The sequence below is a fragment of the Rhodococcus sp. PvR099 genome (genome assembly GCF_017833315.1).
In the GTDB taxonomy this organism is placed as follows: Bacteria; Actinomycetota; Actinomycetes; order Mycobacteriales; family Mycobacteriaceae; genus Rhodococcus_G; species Rhodococcus_G oryzae.
The window spans coordinates 1,337,162-1,353,503 of the sequence record NZ_JAFIBV010000001.1; the positions used below are offsets into that span (position 1 = coordinate 1,337,162).

General features: G+C 69.3%; 14 protein-coding genes. 9 read left to right on the forward strand and 5 right to left on the reverse strand.

Annotated elements, in window-relative coordinates; genetic code table 11:
- Nucleotides 1-122 precede the first annotated feature (122 nt).
- From JOE46_RS06020 to JOE46_RS06035, 4 genes are all read left to right on the forward strand, one after another.
- Entirely contained in the window at nt 123-812 is a 690-nt protein-coding gene (locus tag JOE46_RS06020; RefSeq protein WP_097213244.1) for an MBL fold metallo-hydrolase, read from the forward strand.
- Between the two features lie 52 nt (nt 813-864).
- Nucleotides 865-1,701 carry a DoxX family protein gene (locus tag JOE46_RS06025; RefSeq protein WP_209926543.1) on the forward strand — a complete coding sequence of 279 codons (837 nt, stop codon included), beginning with the start codon at nt 865-867 and terminating at the stop codon, nt 1,699-1,701.
- Nucleotides 1,698-2,111, forward strand: a complete 414-nt coding sequence (locus JOE46_RS06030; RefSeq protein WP_097213242.1) for a hypothetical protein — start codon at nt 1,698-1,700, stop codon at nt 2,109-2,111. The genes JOE46_RS06025 and JOE46_RS06030 overlap by 4 nt, the downstream gene beginning before the upstream one ends.
- Before the next feature lie 118 nt (nt 2,112-2,229).
- Nucleotides 2,230-4,530 (forward strand): ATP-binding domain-containing protein, encoded by a 2,301-nt coding sequence (locus tag JOE46_RS06035; protein WP_097213241.1) that lies wholly within the window; start codon nt 2,230-2,232, stop codon nt 4,528-4,530.
- 70 nt (nt 4,531-4,600) lie between these two features.
- Here JOE46_RS06035 and JOE46_RS06040 read toward each other — a convergent pair whose 3' ends face one another.
- The gene (locus tag JOE46_RS06040; RefSeq protein WP_097213240.1) at nt 4,601-5,053 is read right to left on the reverse strand and encodes a universal stress protein; all 453 of its coding nucleotides are present in this window, start codon (nt 5,051-5,053) and stop codon (nt 4,601-4,603) included.
- 148 nt (nt 5,054-5,201) lie between these two features.
- Between JOE46_RS06040 and JOE46_RS06045 the strand changes: the two genes are divergently transcribed.
- A complete protein-coding gene (locus JOE46_RS06045; RefSeq protein ID WP_209926545.1) occupies nt 5,202-8,015 on the forward strand; it encodes an alpha/beta fold hydrolase in 2,814 nt (937 codons plus the stop codon).
- Nucleotides 8,012-8,950 (forward strand): ABC transporter permease, encoded by a 939-nt coding sequence (locus JOE46_RS06050; RefSeq protein ID WP_245220946.1) that lies wholly within the window; start codon nt 8,012-8,014, stop codon nt 8,948-8,950. The genes JOE46_RS06045 and JOE46_RS06050 overlap by 4 nt, the downstream gene beginning before the upstream one ends.
- Nucleotides 8,951-8,966: 16 nt before the next feature.
- Here the strand turns inward: JOE46_RS06050 and JOE46_RS06055 are convergent, their stop codons facing one another.
- Together JOE46_RS06055 and uvrB are read right to left on the reverse strand one after the other, a co-directional pair.
- Nucleotides 8,967-9,833, reverse strand: a complete 867-nt coding sequence (locus tag JOE46_RS06055; RefSeq protein WP_097213238.1) for a hypothetical protein — start codon at nt 9,831-9,833, stop codon at nt 8,967-8,969.
- A 70-nt stretch (nt 9,834-9,903) separates the two neighbouring features.
- The gene (uvrB, locus tag JOE46_RS06060) at nt 9,904-12,066 is read right to left on the reverse strand and encodes an excinuclease ABC subunit UvrB (protein WP_209926548.1); all 2,163 of its coding nucleotides are present in this window, start codon (nt 12,064-12,066) and stop codon (nt 9,904-9,906) included.
- Nucleotides 12,067-12,146: 80 nt separating this feature from the next.
- On the opposite strand from uvrB, the gene JOE46_RS06065 reads away from it, so the two are divergent.
- On the forward strand, nt 12,147-12,656 hold the full coding sequence (locus JOE46_RS06065; protein ID WP_097213236.1) for a DUF402 domain-containing protein: 510 nt from the start codon (nt 12,147-12,149) through the stop codon (nt 12,654-12,656).
- A 39-nt stretch (nt 12,657-12,695) separates the two neighbouring features.
- On the opposite strand, the gene coaE is transcribed toward JOE46_RS06065, so the two are convergent.
- Nucleotides 12,696-13,916 (reverse strand): dephospho-CoA kinase, encoded by a 1,221-nt coding sequence (coaE, locus tag JOE46_RS06070; protein WP_097213235.1) that lies wholly within the window; start codon nt 13,914-13,916, stop codon nt 12,696-12,698.
- 124 nt (nt 13,917-14,040) lie between these two features.
- Between coaE and JOE46_RS06075 the strand changes: the two genes are divergently transcribed.
- The gene (locus JOE46_RS06075) at nt 14,041-14,253 is read left to right on the forward strand and encodes a hypothetical protein (protein WP_027502000.1); all 213 of its coding nucleotides are present in this window, start codon (nt 14,041-14,043) and stop codon (nt 14,251-14,253) included.
- 134 nt (nt 14,254-14,387) lie between these two features.
- Entirely contained in the window at nt 14,388-14,633 is a 246-nt protein-coding gene (locus JOE46_RS06080) for a hypothetical protein (protein WP_077041818.1), read from the forward strand.
- Between the two features lie 74 nt (nt 14,634-14,707).
- On the opposite strand, the gene rpsA is transcribed toward JOE46_RS06080, so the two are convergent.
- Nucleotides 14,708-16,183 carry a 30S ribosomal protein S1 gene (gene rpsA / locus JOE46_RS06085; protein WP_097213234.1) on the reverse strand — a complete coding sequence of 492 codons (1,476 nt, stop codon included), beginning with the start codon at nt 16,181-16,183 and terminating at the stop codon, nt 14,708-14,710.
- Nucleotides 16,184-16,342: the final 159 nt, after the last annotated feature.

Here is a 16,342-nt window from a genome sequence, read left to right on the forward strand (position 1 = left end):
ACATGGTAGGCCGGGGTACCGACATCTTCGGTGGAGCCGCGATCGAACGACCCCGGGCCCACCCGCGGCCGATCGCGTGCCCGAACCGTCGTCCGCACACATTCGACGGTAGCGTCCCCACCATGGACGGGCAGCAGATGACAATCGACGACAACTACACCGGAGAGCTCACGGCGGATTCCGATCCGCAGCGGCGATCCTTCGCGGGCGCCAGCATCACCAAGATCTCCGTCGGCCCCATGGACAACAACGCCTATCTCGTGGTCTGTTCCGAGACCGGCGAATCCCTGCTCATCGACGCCGCGAACGACGCGGACCGGCTCGTGAGCCTGGTCGGGGCCGCGGCGCCGACGCTCACCTCGATCGTCACCACCCACCAGCATCCGGACCACTGGCTGGCGCTCGCCGAGGTGGTCGCCGAGACCGGCGTCGCCACCATCGCGCACGCCCTCGACGCGGGCCCGCTCCCGGTCGCGCCCGACCGCACCGTCACCGACGGCGACCTGGTGGAGGTGGGCCGACTCTCACTCGAGGTCATCCACCTCGCGGGTCACACCCCGGGCTCGATCGCGCTGGCACTGACGGATCCGGCGACCGGCCAGGTCCACCTCTTCAGCGGGGACTCGCTGTTCCCCGGGGGTGTCGGCAAGACCGCCGATGCGGAGAAGTTCGCCTCGCTCTACCGGGACGTGACGACCAAGCTCTTCGAGCGGTTCCCCGACGACACCGTCGTATACCCGGGACACGGCAAGGACACCACGATCGGCGCCGAGCGGCCGTTCCTAGCGGAGTGGCAGGAACGCGGTTGGTGACGCCCGCCCCTGACTAGGGTGGAGTGCACCCGATCACGAGGGAGGCCACACCATGTTGGTCCGTCGAATCGCCCGTCCCCTGCTCGCAACGGTGTTCATCACCGGCGGCATCGATGCACTCCGACATCCCGCCGGGAAGGCAGACATCGCGGAGCCGGTCATCCAGCAAGCACATGGCGCTCTCCCAGACCGTGTCGCGGCGCTGGTGCCCTCCGACCCCACGAACCTGGTGCGCCTGAACGGGGCGATCCAGGTCGGTGCGGGCGCGTTGCTGGCCATCGGCAAGGCTCCGCGCATCGCATCTCTGACCTTGGCCAGCAGCCTGCTACCGACCACGCTCGCCGGCCACGCCTTCTGGAACGAGTCCGACCCGTTACAGCGGGCCGCGCACCGGACCCAGTTCTTCAAGAACATGAGCCTGCTCGGCGGTTTGCTGATCGCAGGCGTCGACACCGAGGGCAAGCCGTCGCTCGGCTGGCGGGGCCGCCGAGCGGCCCGTCAGGCTTCCGATGCGGTACTGGCGGCGCTGCCGGCGCTGCCAACGGCCAAGGAGAGTGAAGCGCACGGAGCAGTCGGTGAGCGACTCCAGTCCGCATCGGAACGGGTCCGTGAGCTCGCGGCCGAGGCGGCCGAACGCGGGGCGGTCCTTGCGGAGACGGCCCAGGAACACGCCCCGGAACTCCTCGCGCTCGCCCGCGAACGCGGGGCAGCCCTTGCCGAGACGGCCCAGGAACGCGCCCCCGAGCTCCTCGCGCTCGCGCGCGAACACGGCACCGAGTGGACCGAAACGGCGGCCGAGCGCGGCGCCCGCCTCGGTCACACGGTCGGCGTTGGTACCGAACGCGCCGTGCGGCGGGCCCGACGGGCCGTCGCGGACCTGAACTCGTGATCGCTGCCCCGGAACCCCGGATCATCCGAGAGATCGAGGATCACCACGCGGTGCTCGAACGATGGCTCGGGACCGTCGCGGACCCGGCACTGCTGACCGAGTTCATCGGCGCCCACACCGCGGACTTCTCACTCGTCACGACCGACGGGCACGTCGTGTCCGGCGACCAGCTCGCCGATTCGCTCCGCGGGGCGCGGGGCGCTGTCCCCGGCCTCCGGGTCGTCATCACGGCGATCGAGGTACAGCTCGCCACCGCCGAGGTGGCGATCGCCCGGTTCACCGAGACACATCACACCGGGACCGGGGCCGGGTCCGGCGTCCGCGTGGTCACCGCCGTCCTGATCCCCGCGCAGGCCGCCCGCAACGGACTCCGTTGGCGCTCGGTGCACGAGACCCTTCGCACCGACTGAACCACGCGCCGCGGGTGACGCGCCGGACAACGCTCTGACCTGACCCTTCTGCGTCTGCGCCACCCGCCCACTAGACTCGCTTGGCACTTTTCCCTCCCCTACCGCCCGAGGAGACCACTTGCCGGACGAGGCGCTGCAGCACGACGAACGTGAGCGCGAGCAACAGTACGTGTCGATGCTGTACGACCGTCTTGATTCGCTGCGTGACTACGCCGCAACCCGCCTGCGCAAGGTGCTCCTCGAGACCGGCGGCACCCCGCAGGCTCGCAGCGAGCGCGAGTCGTTCAGCCTGATGTACACCGAGGACATCGCCAAATACGACGCGGCGGAGAACGGCCTCTGCTTCGGACGGATCGACCTCGACGGGCAGGATCCGGACGAGGAAGCTCCCGACGGCGACGCGCGGCGCTATATCGGCCGTGTGGGCATCCTCGACGAGGCCAACGACTACGAGACCCTGCTGCTGGACTGGCGGGCGCCGCTGGCCCGGCCGTTCTACCTGGCGACCCCGGCCGCACCCGAGGGCGTCACCCGGCGCAGGCACATCAGGACCCGCAGCCGGAAGGTCACCGGGCTCGGCGACGAGTACCTGGACCTCGCGACCGCGGAGCGCGCGGGGGCCCTCGACGGCGCCGACGGCGTGGCGGGTGAGAGCGCCCTGCTCACCGCGCTCAACGCGGCCAGGACCGGCCACATGAACGACATCGTCGAGACCATCCAGTCGGAGCAGGACGCGATCATCCGGTCCGAGCACAAGTCGGTGATGGTCGTGCAGGGCGGGCCGGGAACCGGCAAGACCGCGGTGGCACTGCACCGCGCGGCGTACTTGCTCTACACCTACCGGCAGCAGCTGGCGAAGAGCGGCGTGCTGATCATCGGGCCCAACGACACCTTTCTCGACTACATCGGCCAGGTGCTCCCCTCGCTCGGTGAGACCGGTGTGCTGCTCTCCACCATCGGCGACCTCTATCCGGGAGTGCGTGCCACGCATCAGGATTCGCTCGAGTGTGGCGAGGTCAAGGGTTCGCTCGCGATGGTCGAGGTGCTCAAGCAGGCGGTCCGGGACCGGCAGGAGACCCCGCAGGAGCCGATCCGGCTGAGGTTCGACTCCTACCCCATCTCCCTCGATCGCAAGGTCGTCACCCGCGCGCGCGGGCGGGCCCGCTCGTCACGGCGCCCACACAACCTCGCCCGGCCGATCTTCGTCTCGGCGGTGATCGAAGCCCTCGCCGATCAGCATGCGGCCCGGATCGGGTCGAACGTGCTTGGCGGGGCGAACCTGCTCAGCCGCGACGACATCGCCGACATCCGGGACGAGATGCGCGGCGACCCCGAGGTGATGGCCGCGATCGACGGGCTGTGGCCGCAGCTGACACCCCAGCGGGTACTCGCGGACCTGCTCGGTTCCCGGAAGCGGCTGGACTCGGCGGCACGCCAACTCACCGCCGAGCAGCGCGAATTGCTGCACCGCACCGGCGTCGCAGGGTTCAGCGCGGCCGACGCTCCCCTGCTCGACGAGCTCGCCGAACTGCTCGGCGTGGACGATGCCGCGGAACGCGAACGGGCGGACCGCGAATGGCGGGCCCAGATCGCCGATGCCCAGGGCGCACTGGACATCCTCACCGGCTCGGCCCCGCAGGACCTCGAGGACGAGCTGGATCCCGAGATCCTGATGGCGTACGACCTGATCGACGCGGGCCAGCTCGCGCAGCGTCAGGACCTGCGGCAGTCCCAGACCGCGGCCGAGCGCGCGGCGGCCGACCGCACCTGGACCTACGGGCACGTCATCGTGGACGAGGCGCAGGAACTCTCGGAGATGGCCTGGCGAATGCTGATGCGGCGCATCCCGAATCGATGGATGACCCTGGTCGGCGACACCGCCCAGACGGGCGATCCGGCGGGCAGCTCGTCCTGGCAGACGGTGCTCGAGCCGTACGTCGCCCGGCGCTGGAAGCTGACCGAGCTGACGGTGAACTACCGCACGCCCTCCGAGATCATGGACGTCGCGCAGGACGTGCTCGCCCGGATCGACCCCGACCAGACGGTGCCGCGTTCGGTGCGCGACTCGGGGACGCGGCCGTGGGCACGGCGGGTGCCCGAGGGCGAGGTCGCCGAACAGGTCCGTCGGATGGTCGCCGCGGAGACCGGGCCCGGTCTCGTCGCGGTCCTGACCAGCGAGTCGGGCGTCGACGAGTTCCTCGACCTGATCTCGGATTCGGTGAGCGTGCTCTCGGTCCGGCAGGCGAAGGGGCTCGAGTTCGACTCGGTCCTCATCGTGGAGCCCCGTCAGATCGTGGACGAGTCACCGCGCGGGATGAACGATCTCTACGTCGCGCTCACCCGTGCCACGCAACGGCTCGGCGTCGTGCACGCACACCCGCTCCCGGACGGACTGTCGAAACTGTCTGCACTCGAATAGTTTTCACGAGCGCAATGACAAACCGCCCCCGTCGGCGATGCCGGCGGGGGCGGGAGATGTTCGGACGCGACTAGCGGACCGTGTGCACGATCAGGACGTCGGAGGTGGACTTACGCGCCGCGTCCGAGGGGACCGATCCGAGCAGACGCCCGGTCAGCGTGTTCAGTCCACGGTTGCCGATCACCAGCAGGTCGGCCTCGACCTCGTCGATGAGCGCGAGCAGCGAGTCCACGGGAGCGCCGACGACGGCACGCTCGACGATATCGGCCGCGCCGGCCGCGTGCGCCCGCTCGCGAGCGGTCCGCAGGATCTCGAAGGTGGGCGCGGAACCGGTGATCTGGTACGCATCCTCACGCAGGCTGTCCTGCGCTGCCTCGATGTCCTTCGGGTCCGCCGGGTAGTAGGCGCAGGCGATGACCAGTTTCGCGCCGGCATCGGACGCCAGCGACGCGGCCTTGTCCACTGCCTTCAGGGACGAATCCGAGCCATCGGTTCCGACGACGATGGTGCGGTAGGCGCTCATTCATTCCTCCAAGGTGCTCAGGTCTGACCGGAGCGCCGCAGAATCACGGACAGCCCGGCCGCTGGGAAAGACCCTAGCCGGATCGCGATCGGGTTAGGGGGAATTGCGGCACAACGCACATCGGCGCCGCATCGCTACATTAGATCTCATGCGAATCCCCCGGCCGCAGGGAATCAGGACCCGGATCGTCGTGGCCGTCGCCCTCGTTGCCGTCGGCGCCGGTGCCATCGCCGTGACCAGGTCGATCACCGAGCCGCCCGCGCCGGTGACCGAGGATGTCGCGGTGACGATGCCCGCGGGCCCCGCGGAGCCGGATCAGGTCAAAATCGATGCCCGCCTGTATCTTCCGCAGCACACCCCGGCACCCGCCGTACTCCTCGCGCACGGGTTCGGCGGCAGCAAGGACTCCGTCGCCGCGCAGGCGGGAGCGCTCGCGGAGGACGGGTTCGTGGTGCTGGCATACAGCGCCAGGGGTTTCGGGCAGAGCACCGGTCAGATCTCGTTGAACGACCCGGATCGCGAGGTGGCGGACGCTCGCGGCCTCGTCGACTGGCTGGCCGCGCGCAACGAGGTCGAGCAGGACGGCCCCGGCGACCCGAAGATCGGCGTGGCGGGCGGATCCTATGGCGGCGCACTGGCCTTGATGCTCGGCGGACTCGACTCGCGTATCGATGCGATCGCCGCGGCGATCACGTGGAATGACCTGGGCCACGCCCTGTTTCCGAACTTCGGCACGATCGAGTCGCCGCCACCGTCGACGCCCGCCGCGGCCGGGTACGGCGGCCCTGGCGTGCTCAAACGCGGCTGGGCCGGCATCTTCTTCGGCGCGGGCGCGGGCACGGCCCCATCCGGGGCAGGCGCGGACGCGGCCGAACCGCGGCCGGAACCGGGACCCTGTGGACGGTTCGCGCTGGAGTTCTGCCGGGAGTACGCCGCGGCCGCGGAATCCGGGAAACCGAGCCAGGAACTGCTGGACCTGCTCCGTGCGCACTCGCCCGCGGCGGTCGCGGGCGCGATCACCGCGCCCACGCTGCTGATCCAGGGTGAACAGGACACGCTGTTCGGACTCGACCAGTCCGACGCGACCGCGCGCCAGATCGCCGCGACCGGCACACCCGTCCAGGTGCGCTGGTTTCCCGGTGGGCACGACGCCGGGGGCGAGGGCACCCGCTTCAGCGAGTCCGCGACGTCGCGGTTCCTGTCCGAGCAACTCCGCGGGTCCGGCGAGGTGGACGAGGAGTTCGTGTTCTCGCTCCCTGGCACTCCGACCGATCAGGGTCGTCCCTCCTATCGGCGGATGACCGCCGCCGACTACCCGGGCCTGGTCGCGGACGCGCCGCCGACCCCGACCATCGATCTCGCGCTCGCCGGACCGGCATCGCAGAGCATCCTCCGGCCGCCCGGCGCCGCGCCTGCCGCCCTGTCCGCGGTGCCCGGCCTCGGCTCGGCGCTGTCGAACCTGAGTGCCGTCGGCGGGCCCGCGGCGGCTCTGGTGGCCGACCCGCCCGGCCAGTCCGCCGCGTTCGCCACCGCACCGCTCGACCACCCGCTCACGATCACGGGTGTCTCCACGGTCCGGCTCATCGTCACCGCCGCCTCCGCGCCGGGGGACGCCGTGCTGTTCGCGAAGCTGTACGACGTGAGCCCCGACGGCAGGCGCACCCTGCCCGGCGGTGCGGTCTCCGCGATCCGGCTGCCCGAGGGCCCCGAACCGCACCCGATCGCGGTGGCCCTGCCCGGTATCGCGTTCCAGGTGCCGCAGGGACACCACCTCGAAGTGGTCGTCACCACCACCGACCAGGCCTACGCGAACCCCCTCAGCCCGGCCCAGTTCTCGGTGGCCCTCGCCGACGACGCCGGCCTCCTGGTCCCGAGCGTGCCCGCCACCAGCTCCAGCCGTTCGCTGCCGATCGGTCCGCTGATCGGGATCGCGTGCATCCTCGGCGGGGCTGCCCTCCTGGTCACCATCGGCGTGATCCGGCGCCGGCGCCGCGTGGCTGCCGAGGTCGACCCCGCCTTCGTCGACACCCCGCTGGTCATCACCGACCTGCGCAAGACCTATGACAATGGCTTCCGCGCGGTCGACGGGGTCAGTTTCACCGTCCGCCGCGGCCAGGTCCTCGGGCTGCTCGGTCCCAACGGCGCGGGCAAGACCACCACCCTGCGGATGTTGATGGGGCTGATCACGCCGACCGAGGGCGAGATCCGCGTCTTCGGCCACAGGGTCACCCCTGGTGCGCCGGTGCTCTCCCGGCTCGGGTCCTTCGTCGAGGGGTCCGGCCTGCTGCCGCATCTGAGCGGCATCGACAACCTGCGGCTGTACTGGGAGGCCACCGGGCGGCCCGCCGGTGAGGCGCGCATGGACGAGGCCCTCGAGATCGCGGATCTCGGCGATGCGATCGAACGGAAGGTCCGTTCCTACAGCCAGGGAATGCGTCAGCGGCTCGCGATCGCGCAGGCGATGCTCGGCCTGCCGGACCTGATGGTCCTGGACGAACCCACCAACGGGCTCGACCCGCCGCAGATCCGCACCATGCGGGAGGTGCTGATCAACTACGCACGCACCGGGCGCACCGTCCTCGTCTCCAGCCACCTGCTGGCCGAGGTCGAGCAGACCTGCACCGACGTGGTGGTGATGAACCACGGCCGGGTGATCAGTTCCGGCACCGTCGAGGAGCTCACCTCCGCCGAGGGCGCCACCGAACTGCGGGTCGACGACCCCTCCCGGGCGGCCGTGGTTCTCGAGTCGGTCGACGGGCTCGGGCCCGTGCGCCTGATCGAGGGTGAGAATCCCCGGCTGCGGGTCGATCTCGGCGAAACCGACCCGGCGGCGCTGGTGCGCACCCTCGTCGGCGCGGGCATCGGGGTCAGGGGTCTGTCGAAGACGACCCGCCTCGAGGACGTGTTCCTCCGACTGGTGGACATCTCCGACCATCGCGAACACGACAGGGAGGACGCATGACCAGCCAGGCCGACGGCGGAGCCGTCACATCCCATACCGACGGCGGAGCCGTCACATCCAGGGCCGACGGCGGAGCCGTGCCGTCTCATCCCGACGGCCGGGCGGCCGGATACCGGGCGACGCACACCCTGCCGCTGCGCACCGAGCTCAAGCGACAGTTCAAACGCAGGCGCACCCACCTGGCGCTCGGCTTCCTGGCGTTGCTGCCCGTGATCCTCGCGATCGCGTTCGCCATCGGCGGGTCGGACTCCTCTGGATCCGGCGGGGTCGACCTGATCGAACTCGGCACCACGGGCGGGGTGAACTTCACCGTGTTCTGCCTGTTCATGTCGGTCGGTTTCCTGCTGATCGTGGTGGTGGCGTTGTTCTTCGGCGATTCCGTCGCGAGCGAGGCGTCCTGGTCCTCGCTGCGCTACCTGCTCGCCATCCCGGTCCCCCGCAGCCGGCTCCTGCAGCAGAAGGCCATCGTGTCAGCGGCGCTGTCCGCGCTGGCGATCCTGATCCTGTTCGGGGTGGCGCTCACGCTCGGCACCGCCTTGTACGGGACGGGACCGCTGGTGACCCCGTTCGGCGATTCCCTCGGGTATGGCGAGGCGGTGGGACGACTGCTGGTCGCGCTGGCGTTCATCGCGGTGAACCTGACCTGGGTGGCGGGTCTTGCCCTGCTGCTCTCCGTGCTCACCGACGCCCCGCTCGGCGCGGTCGGCGGCACGGTGATGGTGTCCATCCTCGTGCAGATCCTCGACCAGATCACCGCGCTCGGGCACTGGCGCGACTATCTGCCGGGGCATTTCTCGTTCGCCTGGACCCGACTCCTTGCACCGACGGTGGACTGGCACGACATCGTGGTCGGGTCGTTCTCGGCGCTGGCGTACGCGGCGGTGTTCGGACTGTTTGCCTGGCAGCGGTTCGCGGTCAAGGACATCACCAGCTGACCGCGCCGGGCCGCGGTCAGCGCTGGACCGCGGACCCGTACACCCCGTCCGGGAACACCCCCTGGTCCACCAGGACCGCGCGCAGATCGGTGCCGAGTTCGAGCAGGCGCGCCGCGCCGTCCTCGCCGAGCGCCGCCCACGGGGCCACCGCCATCTCGTCGGTCAGTTCCTCGACGCATTCGCGCAACTCCCAGCCGGCGCCGGTGAGCTCCCCGTCGTCCCCGAGCAGACCCCGGTCGCTGAGCGAGTCCACCGCGACGCGCCACTGCTCGTCGGACCAGCCGCGGCGCGACCTGGCGAACTGCTCCTGGAACCCGTTGCCGGTGGCCGTGTGCGACACCAGCGCCTCGATCCCGGAGAGCCCCGCGGTCTGCAAGGCGGCGATGTGTCCGTCACCTCGGTACTCACGGAGCAGCGTCAGGGCGTGCCAGAGCACCAGGTGCGGCTCGGTCGGCCACTCGATCTCGGCGTGCCCGGCATAGAGCGGCCGACCGGACGCCTCCGGGATGGCGCGCGCCGCGGTGGCCGCCAAGGCCGCGGCCTCGTCGAACGCCGACGAGCCGATCGCCTCGACGCCATAGATGCGCCGCATCGCCGCGTCCACCCCGCGGTATCTGGCCTCCACGACGGCCGCAGGCCCTGCCTGCGTCCAGGCGACCGGGATCACCGACGTGATCGCCTCGGGATTGAAGTTGTAGAAGGTCGCCGCAACCACCCCGGCCCCGACCGCGCCCATCGCGGCGGACCGTCCGGCGAAGTAGCACATCCGGCCCGGGCTCAGGCCCGCGGCGACGAGGCTCTCGTTCACCTCCGGCGCGAAATACGACATGCCGTGGATCAGATCAAGGGTCCGGGCTGCCTGCCCCGCCGTCCGTGAGTCCATGTGCTCGACCGTAGCGGGCGCGAGCGGAACGTCGCCGTCCGGTCGGTGAACGACCCACGCCCGGCTCGCTCTACGAGACGCCGGCGGCGTCCATACCCCGAAGCTCCTTCTTCAGGTCCTGGATCTCGTCGCGCAACCGCCCGGCCAGCTCGAACTGCAGCTCGCGCGCGGCGTTCATCATCTGGTCCGTCAGTTCCTTGACCAGGTCCGCCAGCTCCGCCCGCGGCATCGACTTCACGTCGCGGCCCTCGTACACGCCCGCGCTGACGGCTCGGCCCGCCTCGCCCTGGGCGCGACGCCCGCGACTGGCGTTTCGCCCCGACCCGCCGACGTCCACGCCCGCGGCCGTGTCATCGGCCTCCTCGTAGACCTGGTCGAGGATGTCGGCGATCTTCTTGCGCAGGGGCTGCGGGTCGACGCCCATCTCCCGGTTGTAGGCGATCTGCTTCTCGCGGCGGCGATCGGTCTCCTCGATCGCATGGGCCATCGAGTCGGTGATCTTGTCCGCGTACATGTGCACCTGGCCGGAGACGTTGCGGGCCGCGCGGCCGATGGTCTGGATCAGGCTGGTGGAACTGCGCAGGAAGCCTTCCTTGTCGGCGTCCAGGATCGCGACGAGCGAGACCTCCGGCAGGTCGAGGCCCTCGCGGAGCAGGTTGATGCCGACGAGCACGTCGTACTCCCCCAGCCGCAGCTGTCGGAGCAGCTCGACCCGGCGGAGGGTGTCGATGTCCGAGTGCAGGTACCGCACCCGGATCCCCAGTTCCAGCAGGTAGTCGGTCAGGTCCTCGGCCATCTTCTTGGTGAGGGTGGTGACCAGGACTCGCTCGTCCTTGTCGGTGCGCTCCCTGATCTCGTGCACGAGGTCGTCGATCTGGCCCTTGGTGGGCTTGACCACCAAGGGCGGGTCCACCAGCCCGGTCGGCCGAATGACCTGCTCGACGAACTCGCCGCCCGCCTGGCCGAGCTCGTACTTGCCCGGGGTGGCCGACAGGTAGACCGTCTGCCCGATCCGCTGGGTGAACTCCTCCCAGGTGAGAGGACGGTTGTCGGTCGCCGAGGGCAACCGGAACCCGAACTCGACGAGGTTGCGCTTGCGGGACATGTCGCCCTCGTACATCGCGCCGATCTGCGGAACGGTGACGTGCGACTCGTCGATGACCAGCAGGAAGTCCTCGGGGAAGTAGTCGATGAGGGTGGCGGGCGCGGTGCCGGCACCGCGGCCGTCGATGTGCCGCGAGTAGTTCTCGATCCCGGAGCAGAACCCGACCTGCTTGATCATCTCGATGTCGTAGTTGGTCCGCATCCGCAGCCGCTGCGCCTCGAGCAGCTTGCCCCGCCCCTCCAGGTCGGCGAGCCGCTCCTCGAGCTCGGCCTCGATGTCCTTGACCGCGCGCTCCATCCGCTCCGGACCCGCGACGTAGTGGGTGGCCGGGAAGATCCTCAGCGAATCGACCTGGCGGACCACGTCGCCGGTGAGCGGGTGAAGGTAGTAGAGCGCCTCGATCTCGTCGCCGAAGAATTCGATGCGGATCGCGAGCTCCTCGTACGACGGGATGATCTCCACCGTGTCCCCGCGCACCCGGAACGAACCGCGGGTGAAGGACAGGTCGTTGCGGTTGTACTGCACGTCGACCAGCAGGCGCAGCAGCGCATCGCGGGGCACCTCGACGCCGACGTCGAGCTGGATCGACCGGTCCAGGTAGGACTGCGGGGTGCCGAGACCGTAGATGCACGAGACGGACGCGACCACCACCACGTCACGACGCGAGAGCAGGCTCGAAGTCGCGGAGTGCCGCAGCCGCTCCACGTCGTCGTTGATCGACGAGTCCTTCTCGATGTAGGTGTCCGTCTGCGCGATGTACGCCTCGGGCTGGTAGTAGTCGTAGTACGAGACGAAGTACTCGACTGCGTTGTTCGGCAACATCTCTCGTAGCTCGTTCGCGAGCTGCGCGGCGAGGGTCTTGTTCGGCGCCATCACCAGCGTCGGCCGCTGCAGCTTCTCGATCAGCCAGGCCGTCGTCGCCGACTTTCCCGTGCCGGTGGCACCGAGCAGCACCACGTTCTTCTCGTCCGCCCGGATCCGTCGCTCGAGTTCCGCGATCGCCGCGGGCTGGTCGCCTGCGGGCTGATGCGGGCTCACCACCTCGAACCGGGCCTCGGACCGTTCGATGTCGCCGACCGGCCGGAACTCGGAGTGCGCCACCACGGGATGCTCGGATGCGAAAGCCATGGAACCAGAGTAAGCCGGGGCACCGACATCCTCCCGGCATCGTCGTCGGGAGCCAGACCCGCCGGGTAGGTTCAACAGCCATGGACGGCGAAGTGCACGCCCCGAAGATCGAGTCCTTCTCGCTCGCGGACAAGACGAACACCGATCCGAAGGGCTTCGTTCGACCGGTGGACCACTACCGGCTCGAACCGTGGGGCCTGTACATGGCCAGGACCTCGGACCACGCCCACTTCCACTACCTGGAGTCCTGGCTGCTGCCGGACCTGGGCCTACGCGCGTCGATCTTCCACTACCACCCGTTTCACGCACGGGATCAGAACCACTATGTCGACATCGGCGAGTTCACCGCGGCGCCAGGGGTCTGGCGATCCGAGGACCACTACCTGGACCTGGTGGTACGGACCGGGCGCGACACCGAGCTACTGGACGTGGACGAACTGATCGCCGCGCATGCGGCAGGCCTGCTCGACGCCGCGACGACCGAGCTGGCGATCCACCGGGCGGTGACCGCGGCCGACGGGATCGCCGCGCACGGTCACGACCTCGACGCCTGGCTCGCCTCGGTCGGGATGCCGATCAGCTGGCGCTGACCGGATGGGATGCCGAGCAGCCTGCGCCGACCATGCCCCTCATGAGGGCGACCAACCGCTCCGCTCGGCCCACTCCCAGGCCCGCTGGTAGCCGAGATCGAACCACGGCGCGAGCGCCGCGGCATAGGTCACGGTGGCCTCGCCCGTGTGCGCGTCGGCGGCGGCCCAGCGGACCGCAACCCTCTTGACCTCGAGGAATTCGGCCCGAGCAGCGGCGTCGGCGCGCAGCCAGTCGCGCAGCAGGAGCGCGAAGCGCTGGCCCGGCCAGCCGTCGACGCGCAGGCTGATCTCCACGGGCCTGCCGGGATCGGCGCCGCCGTGGGTGCGCTTGTCCCACAGCGCCGGGTCGGCCTCACCACCGATGGCGTAGTCCGGCTTCGGGTCGTCGTGGGTGATCGACTCGATCCGCGGGAACCCGGCCGCGGCCAGCGGGCCCGCGAGCGCGTCCGCGGCAGCGATGCTCGAGACGGTGATCTGCACGTCGATCACGTCCTTGGCGTCCAGGCCGGGTACCGAGGTCGAGCCGATGTGGTCGATCCGCAGGGCGCCGGCACCGCAGGCCAGCCAAAGGCGCTCGATCAGTCGGCGGGCCTGGTCCGGCCAGGTAGCGTCGGCGGGCGCGAGAACGGGCCGAACCCGCACCACCGTTCCGGTCCGCAGGTTCTCCTCGAACGGCACCAGTCGCTGGTCCCACAAGGCCTTCACCTCGGCGTCGAGGCCGCCCTGCGGACCGCTGTTGTCCAGCCAGACATCCGCCGCGGCCCGCCGCTGGTCGTCGGTGGCCTGCGCCGCGAGGCGTGCCCTGGCGTCGTGCTCGGGCATACCGCGCAGCTCGACCAGGCGTCGCACCCGCTCCTCGGCGTCCACGTAGACCACCAGCACGAGGTGGAACAGCGCGCCCATCCGGCCCTCGACCAGGAGCGGAATGTCCTGCACCACCACGGCATCCGCCCCGGCGGACTCGACGAGTTCGGTGGTGCGCCTGCCGACGAGCGGATGGACCACCGCGTTAAGCCGCGCCCGCGCCTCGTCGTCCCCGAACGCCACGGCCGCAAGGGCCGGTCGATCCAACTGACCGTCGGGTCGGAGGATCGAGTCACCGAACTCCGCGACCAGCGCGGCCAGTCCCTCGGTGCCCGGTTCCACCACCTCGCGGGCCACCAGGTCGCTGTCGACGACCACGGCACCGAGATCCGCCAGGATCCTCGACACCGTGGACTTACCCGCTCCAATACCTCCGGTGAGGCCGATTCTCAGCACGCATACCAGTCTGTCATCTGAACACGCCGAAGCACACCAGCCCCAAATGCACCAGGTTTACCCGAGACTCGGTATCCTACGGACAGACGCGCCAGGCCACCCATCTCGAGACAAAGGGAATTCCATGCAAAGCCACTACATCCTTCAGGGTCGGCACCGTCTGGGCATCGTCAACGGTGTGCATTGCATCCTGATTCCCGAGGTCGCCACCGCTCTGGCCGAGCACCGTCGCAACTGGTTCACGCAGATGATCAGCCCCGCGCGCCACAGCTTCGCGACGATGCGCAAGCGCACCGCCGTGATGCAGAGCGCCTGGGCCCCTGCCGCAGTGAGCTGATCGGGCTCCCCCCGACTCCCCCGTCTCCCCCGTCTCCACGAGTGCCCCCGCCCGAATTCGGGCGGGGGCACTCGTCTGTGATGCGCACGCAGATTCGAATGCGGTTGCCGCGGCGGCGTCCTACCGTTGGTGACATGACTGTCAAAGCCGATGATCTGCGACTGCTGTTGGCCAGCTCCCTCTCGCAGCCCACGCTGGTGCTGGAGGAGGGTTCGCTCAAGGTTCTCTCGGGAGACGAGGTGGCCAAGCGGTCCTCGTGGGTGGTCGTCACCCTCGAGGACCTCCGCCGAGAACTACCCGACGGCGACAACCCCACCGAACACGATCTGGTGGAGAAGGCCGCCATGCTCGACGAACTCGTCTCCAGCCCGGGGGCCTGACCGGAGAGACAAAACAACCCCGGTCCTGTACGGACCGGGGTTGTTCTGTGAGACCCGGCTAGCGGGTCATCGTGTCACGCGTTGCCGGACAGCTTCTCGCGGAGAGCGGCGAGCTGCGCATCGCTGGCGAGCGAGCCACCAGCGGATTCCGGAGCGGCACCGGCGGACTCGCCGGCGTCGGCCGAACCGGTCTCGGAGGAGTAGCCTGCGGCGGCGTTGGCAGCCTCGGCGGCCTCGTCCGCAGCGGTCTTCTCCATCTGAGCGGTGTGCATCTTGTGGCGACGCTCGGCCTCGGCGTAGCGGCCTTCCCACTCTTCACGCTGCTTGTCGAAGCCCTCGAGCCATTCGTTGGTCTCGGGATCGAAGCCCTCGGGGAAGATGTAGTTGCCCTGCTCGTCGTACGAGTCGGCCATGCCGTACTTGGACGGATCGAACTCGGCGTTGTAATCCTCGTTGGCCTGCTTCAGCGACAGCGAGATACGACGACGCTCGAGGTCGATGTCGATGACCTTGACGAGGGCATCGTCGCCGACGCCGACGACCTGGTCCGGAACCTCCACGTGGCGCTCGGCCAGCTCGGAGATGTGGACGAGGCCTTCGATTCCCTCTTCGACGCGCACGAAGGCACCGAACGGAACCAGCTTCGTGACCTTGCCGGGCACGATCTGGCCGATCGCGTGGGTGCGGGCGAACTGACGCCACGGGTCTTCCTGCGTCGCCTTGAGCGAGAGGGAGACACGCTCGCGGTCCAGGTCGACGTCGAGGACCTCGACGGTGACCTCGTTGCCGACCTCGACGACCTCAGACGGGTGATCGATGTGCTTCCAGGACAGCTCGGAGACGTGCACAAGGCCGTCGACGCCACCCAGGTCCACGAAGGCACCGAAGTTGACGATGGAGGACACGACGCCCTTGCGGACCTGGCCCTTCTGGAGCTGGTGCAGGAACTCGCTGCGGACCTCGGACTGGGTCTGCTCGAGCCATGCGCGACGCGACAGGACCACGTTGTTGCGGTTCTTGTCGAGCTCGATGATCTTGGCCTCGATCTCCTTGCCGACGTACGGCTGCAGATCGCGGACACGACGCATCTCGACCAGCGACGCGGGCAGGAAGCCACGGAGGCCGATGTCGAGGATCAGGCCGCCCTTGACGACCTCGATGACGGTGCCCTTGACGGCCTCGTCCTTCTCCTTGAGCTCCTCGATGGTGCCCCAGGCGCGCTCGTACTGTGCGCGCTTCTTCGACAGGATCAGTCGACCTTCCTTGTCCTCCTTGGTGAGAACAAGAGCCTCGACGGCGTCGCCGACGGAAACGACCTCATTGGGGTCGACGTCGTGCTTGATCGAGAGCTCGCGGGAAGGGATGACGCCTTCGGTCTTGTAACCGATGTCGAGCAGGACCTCGTCGCGGTCGACCTTGACGATGGTTCCTTCGACGATGTCGCCATCGTTGAAGTACTTGATCGTGGCATCGATGGCGGCGAGGAAATCCTCGGCGGAGCCAATGTCGTTGATGGCTACCTGCGGCGAGGTAACGGTTGTGGAGGGCATGTGTTGAGTTGCTCCGGACGGTTGGGTAGTCGGTTGATGGTGTTCTGTCGGACTCACGAATCCCCACCGCCATACCGAATCCGGCACCGTACGGCAGACACTCGCGTGGATTAGGGTACGCGACCTGTAGCGAGCTGGGCAAACCCGGATGCACCGACG

Bases quoted from the DNA above. Each gene is read 5' to 3' on its own strand.
- uvrB (WP_209926548.1), bottom strand. From the start codon at position 12,066: ATGGCTTTCGCATCCGAGCATCCCGTGGTGGCGCACTCCGAGTTCCGG.
- JOE46_RS06055 (WP_097213238.1), bottom strand. From the start codon at position 9,833: ATGGACTCACGGACGGCGGGGCAGGCAGCCCGGACCCTTGATCTGATC.
- rpsA (WP_097213234.1), bottom strand. From the start codon at position 16,183: ATGCCCTCCACAACCGTTACCTCGCCGCAGGTAGCCATCAACGACATT.
- JOE46_RS06075 (WP_027502000.1), top strand. From the start codon at position 14,041: ATGCAAAGCCACTACATCCTTCAGGGTCGGCACCGTCTGGGCATCGTC.
- JOE46_RS06020 (WP_097213244.1), top strand. From the start codon at position 123: ATGGACGGGCAGCAGATGACAATCGACGACAACTACACCGGAGAGCTC.
- JOE46_RS06080 (WP_077041818.1), top strand. From the start codon at position 14,388: ATGACTGTCAAAGCCGATGATCTGCGACTGCTGTTGGCCAGCTCCCTC.
- JOE46_RS06045 (WP_209926545.1), top strand. From the start codon at position 5,202: ATGCGAATCCCCCGGCCGCAGGGAATCAGGACCCGGATCGTCGTGGCC.
- JOE46_RS06040 (WP_097213240.1), bottom strand. From the start codon at position 5,053: ATGAGCGCCTACCGCACCATCGTCGTCGGAACCGATGGCTCGGATTCG.
- JOE46_RS06065 (WP_097213236.1), top strand. From the start codon at position 12,147: ATGGACGGCGAAGTGCACGCCCCGAAGATCGAGTCCTTCTCGCTCGCG.
- JOE46_RS06025 (WP_209926543.1), top strand. From the start codon at position 865: ATGTTGGTCCGTCGAATCGCCCGTCCCCTGCTCGCAACGGTGTTCATC.
- JOE46_RS06050 (WP_245220946.1), top strand. From the start codon at position 8,012: ATGACCAGCCAGGCCGACGGCGGAGCCGTCACATCCCATACCGACGGC.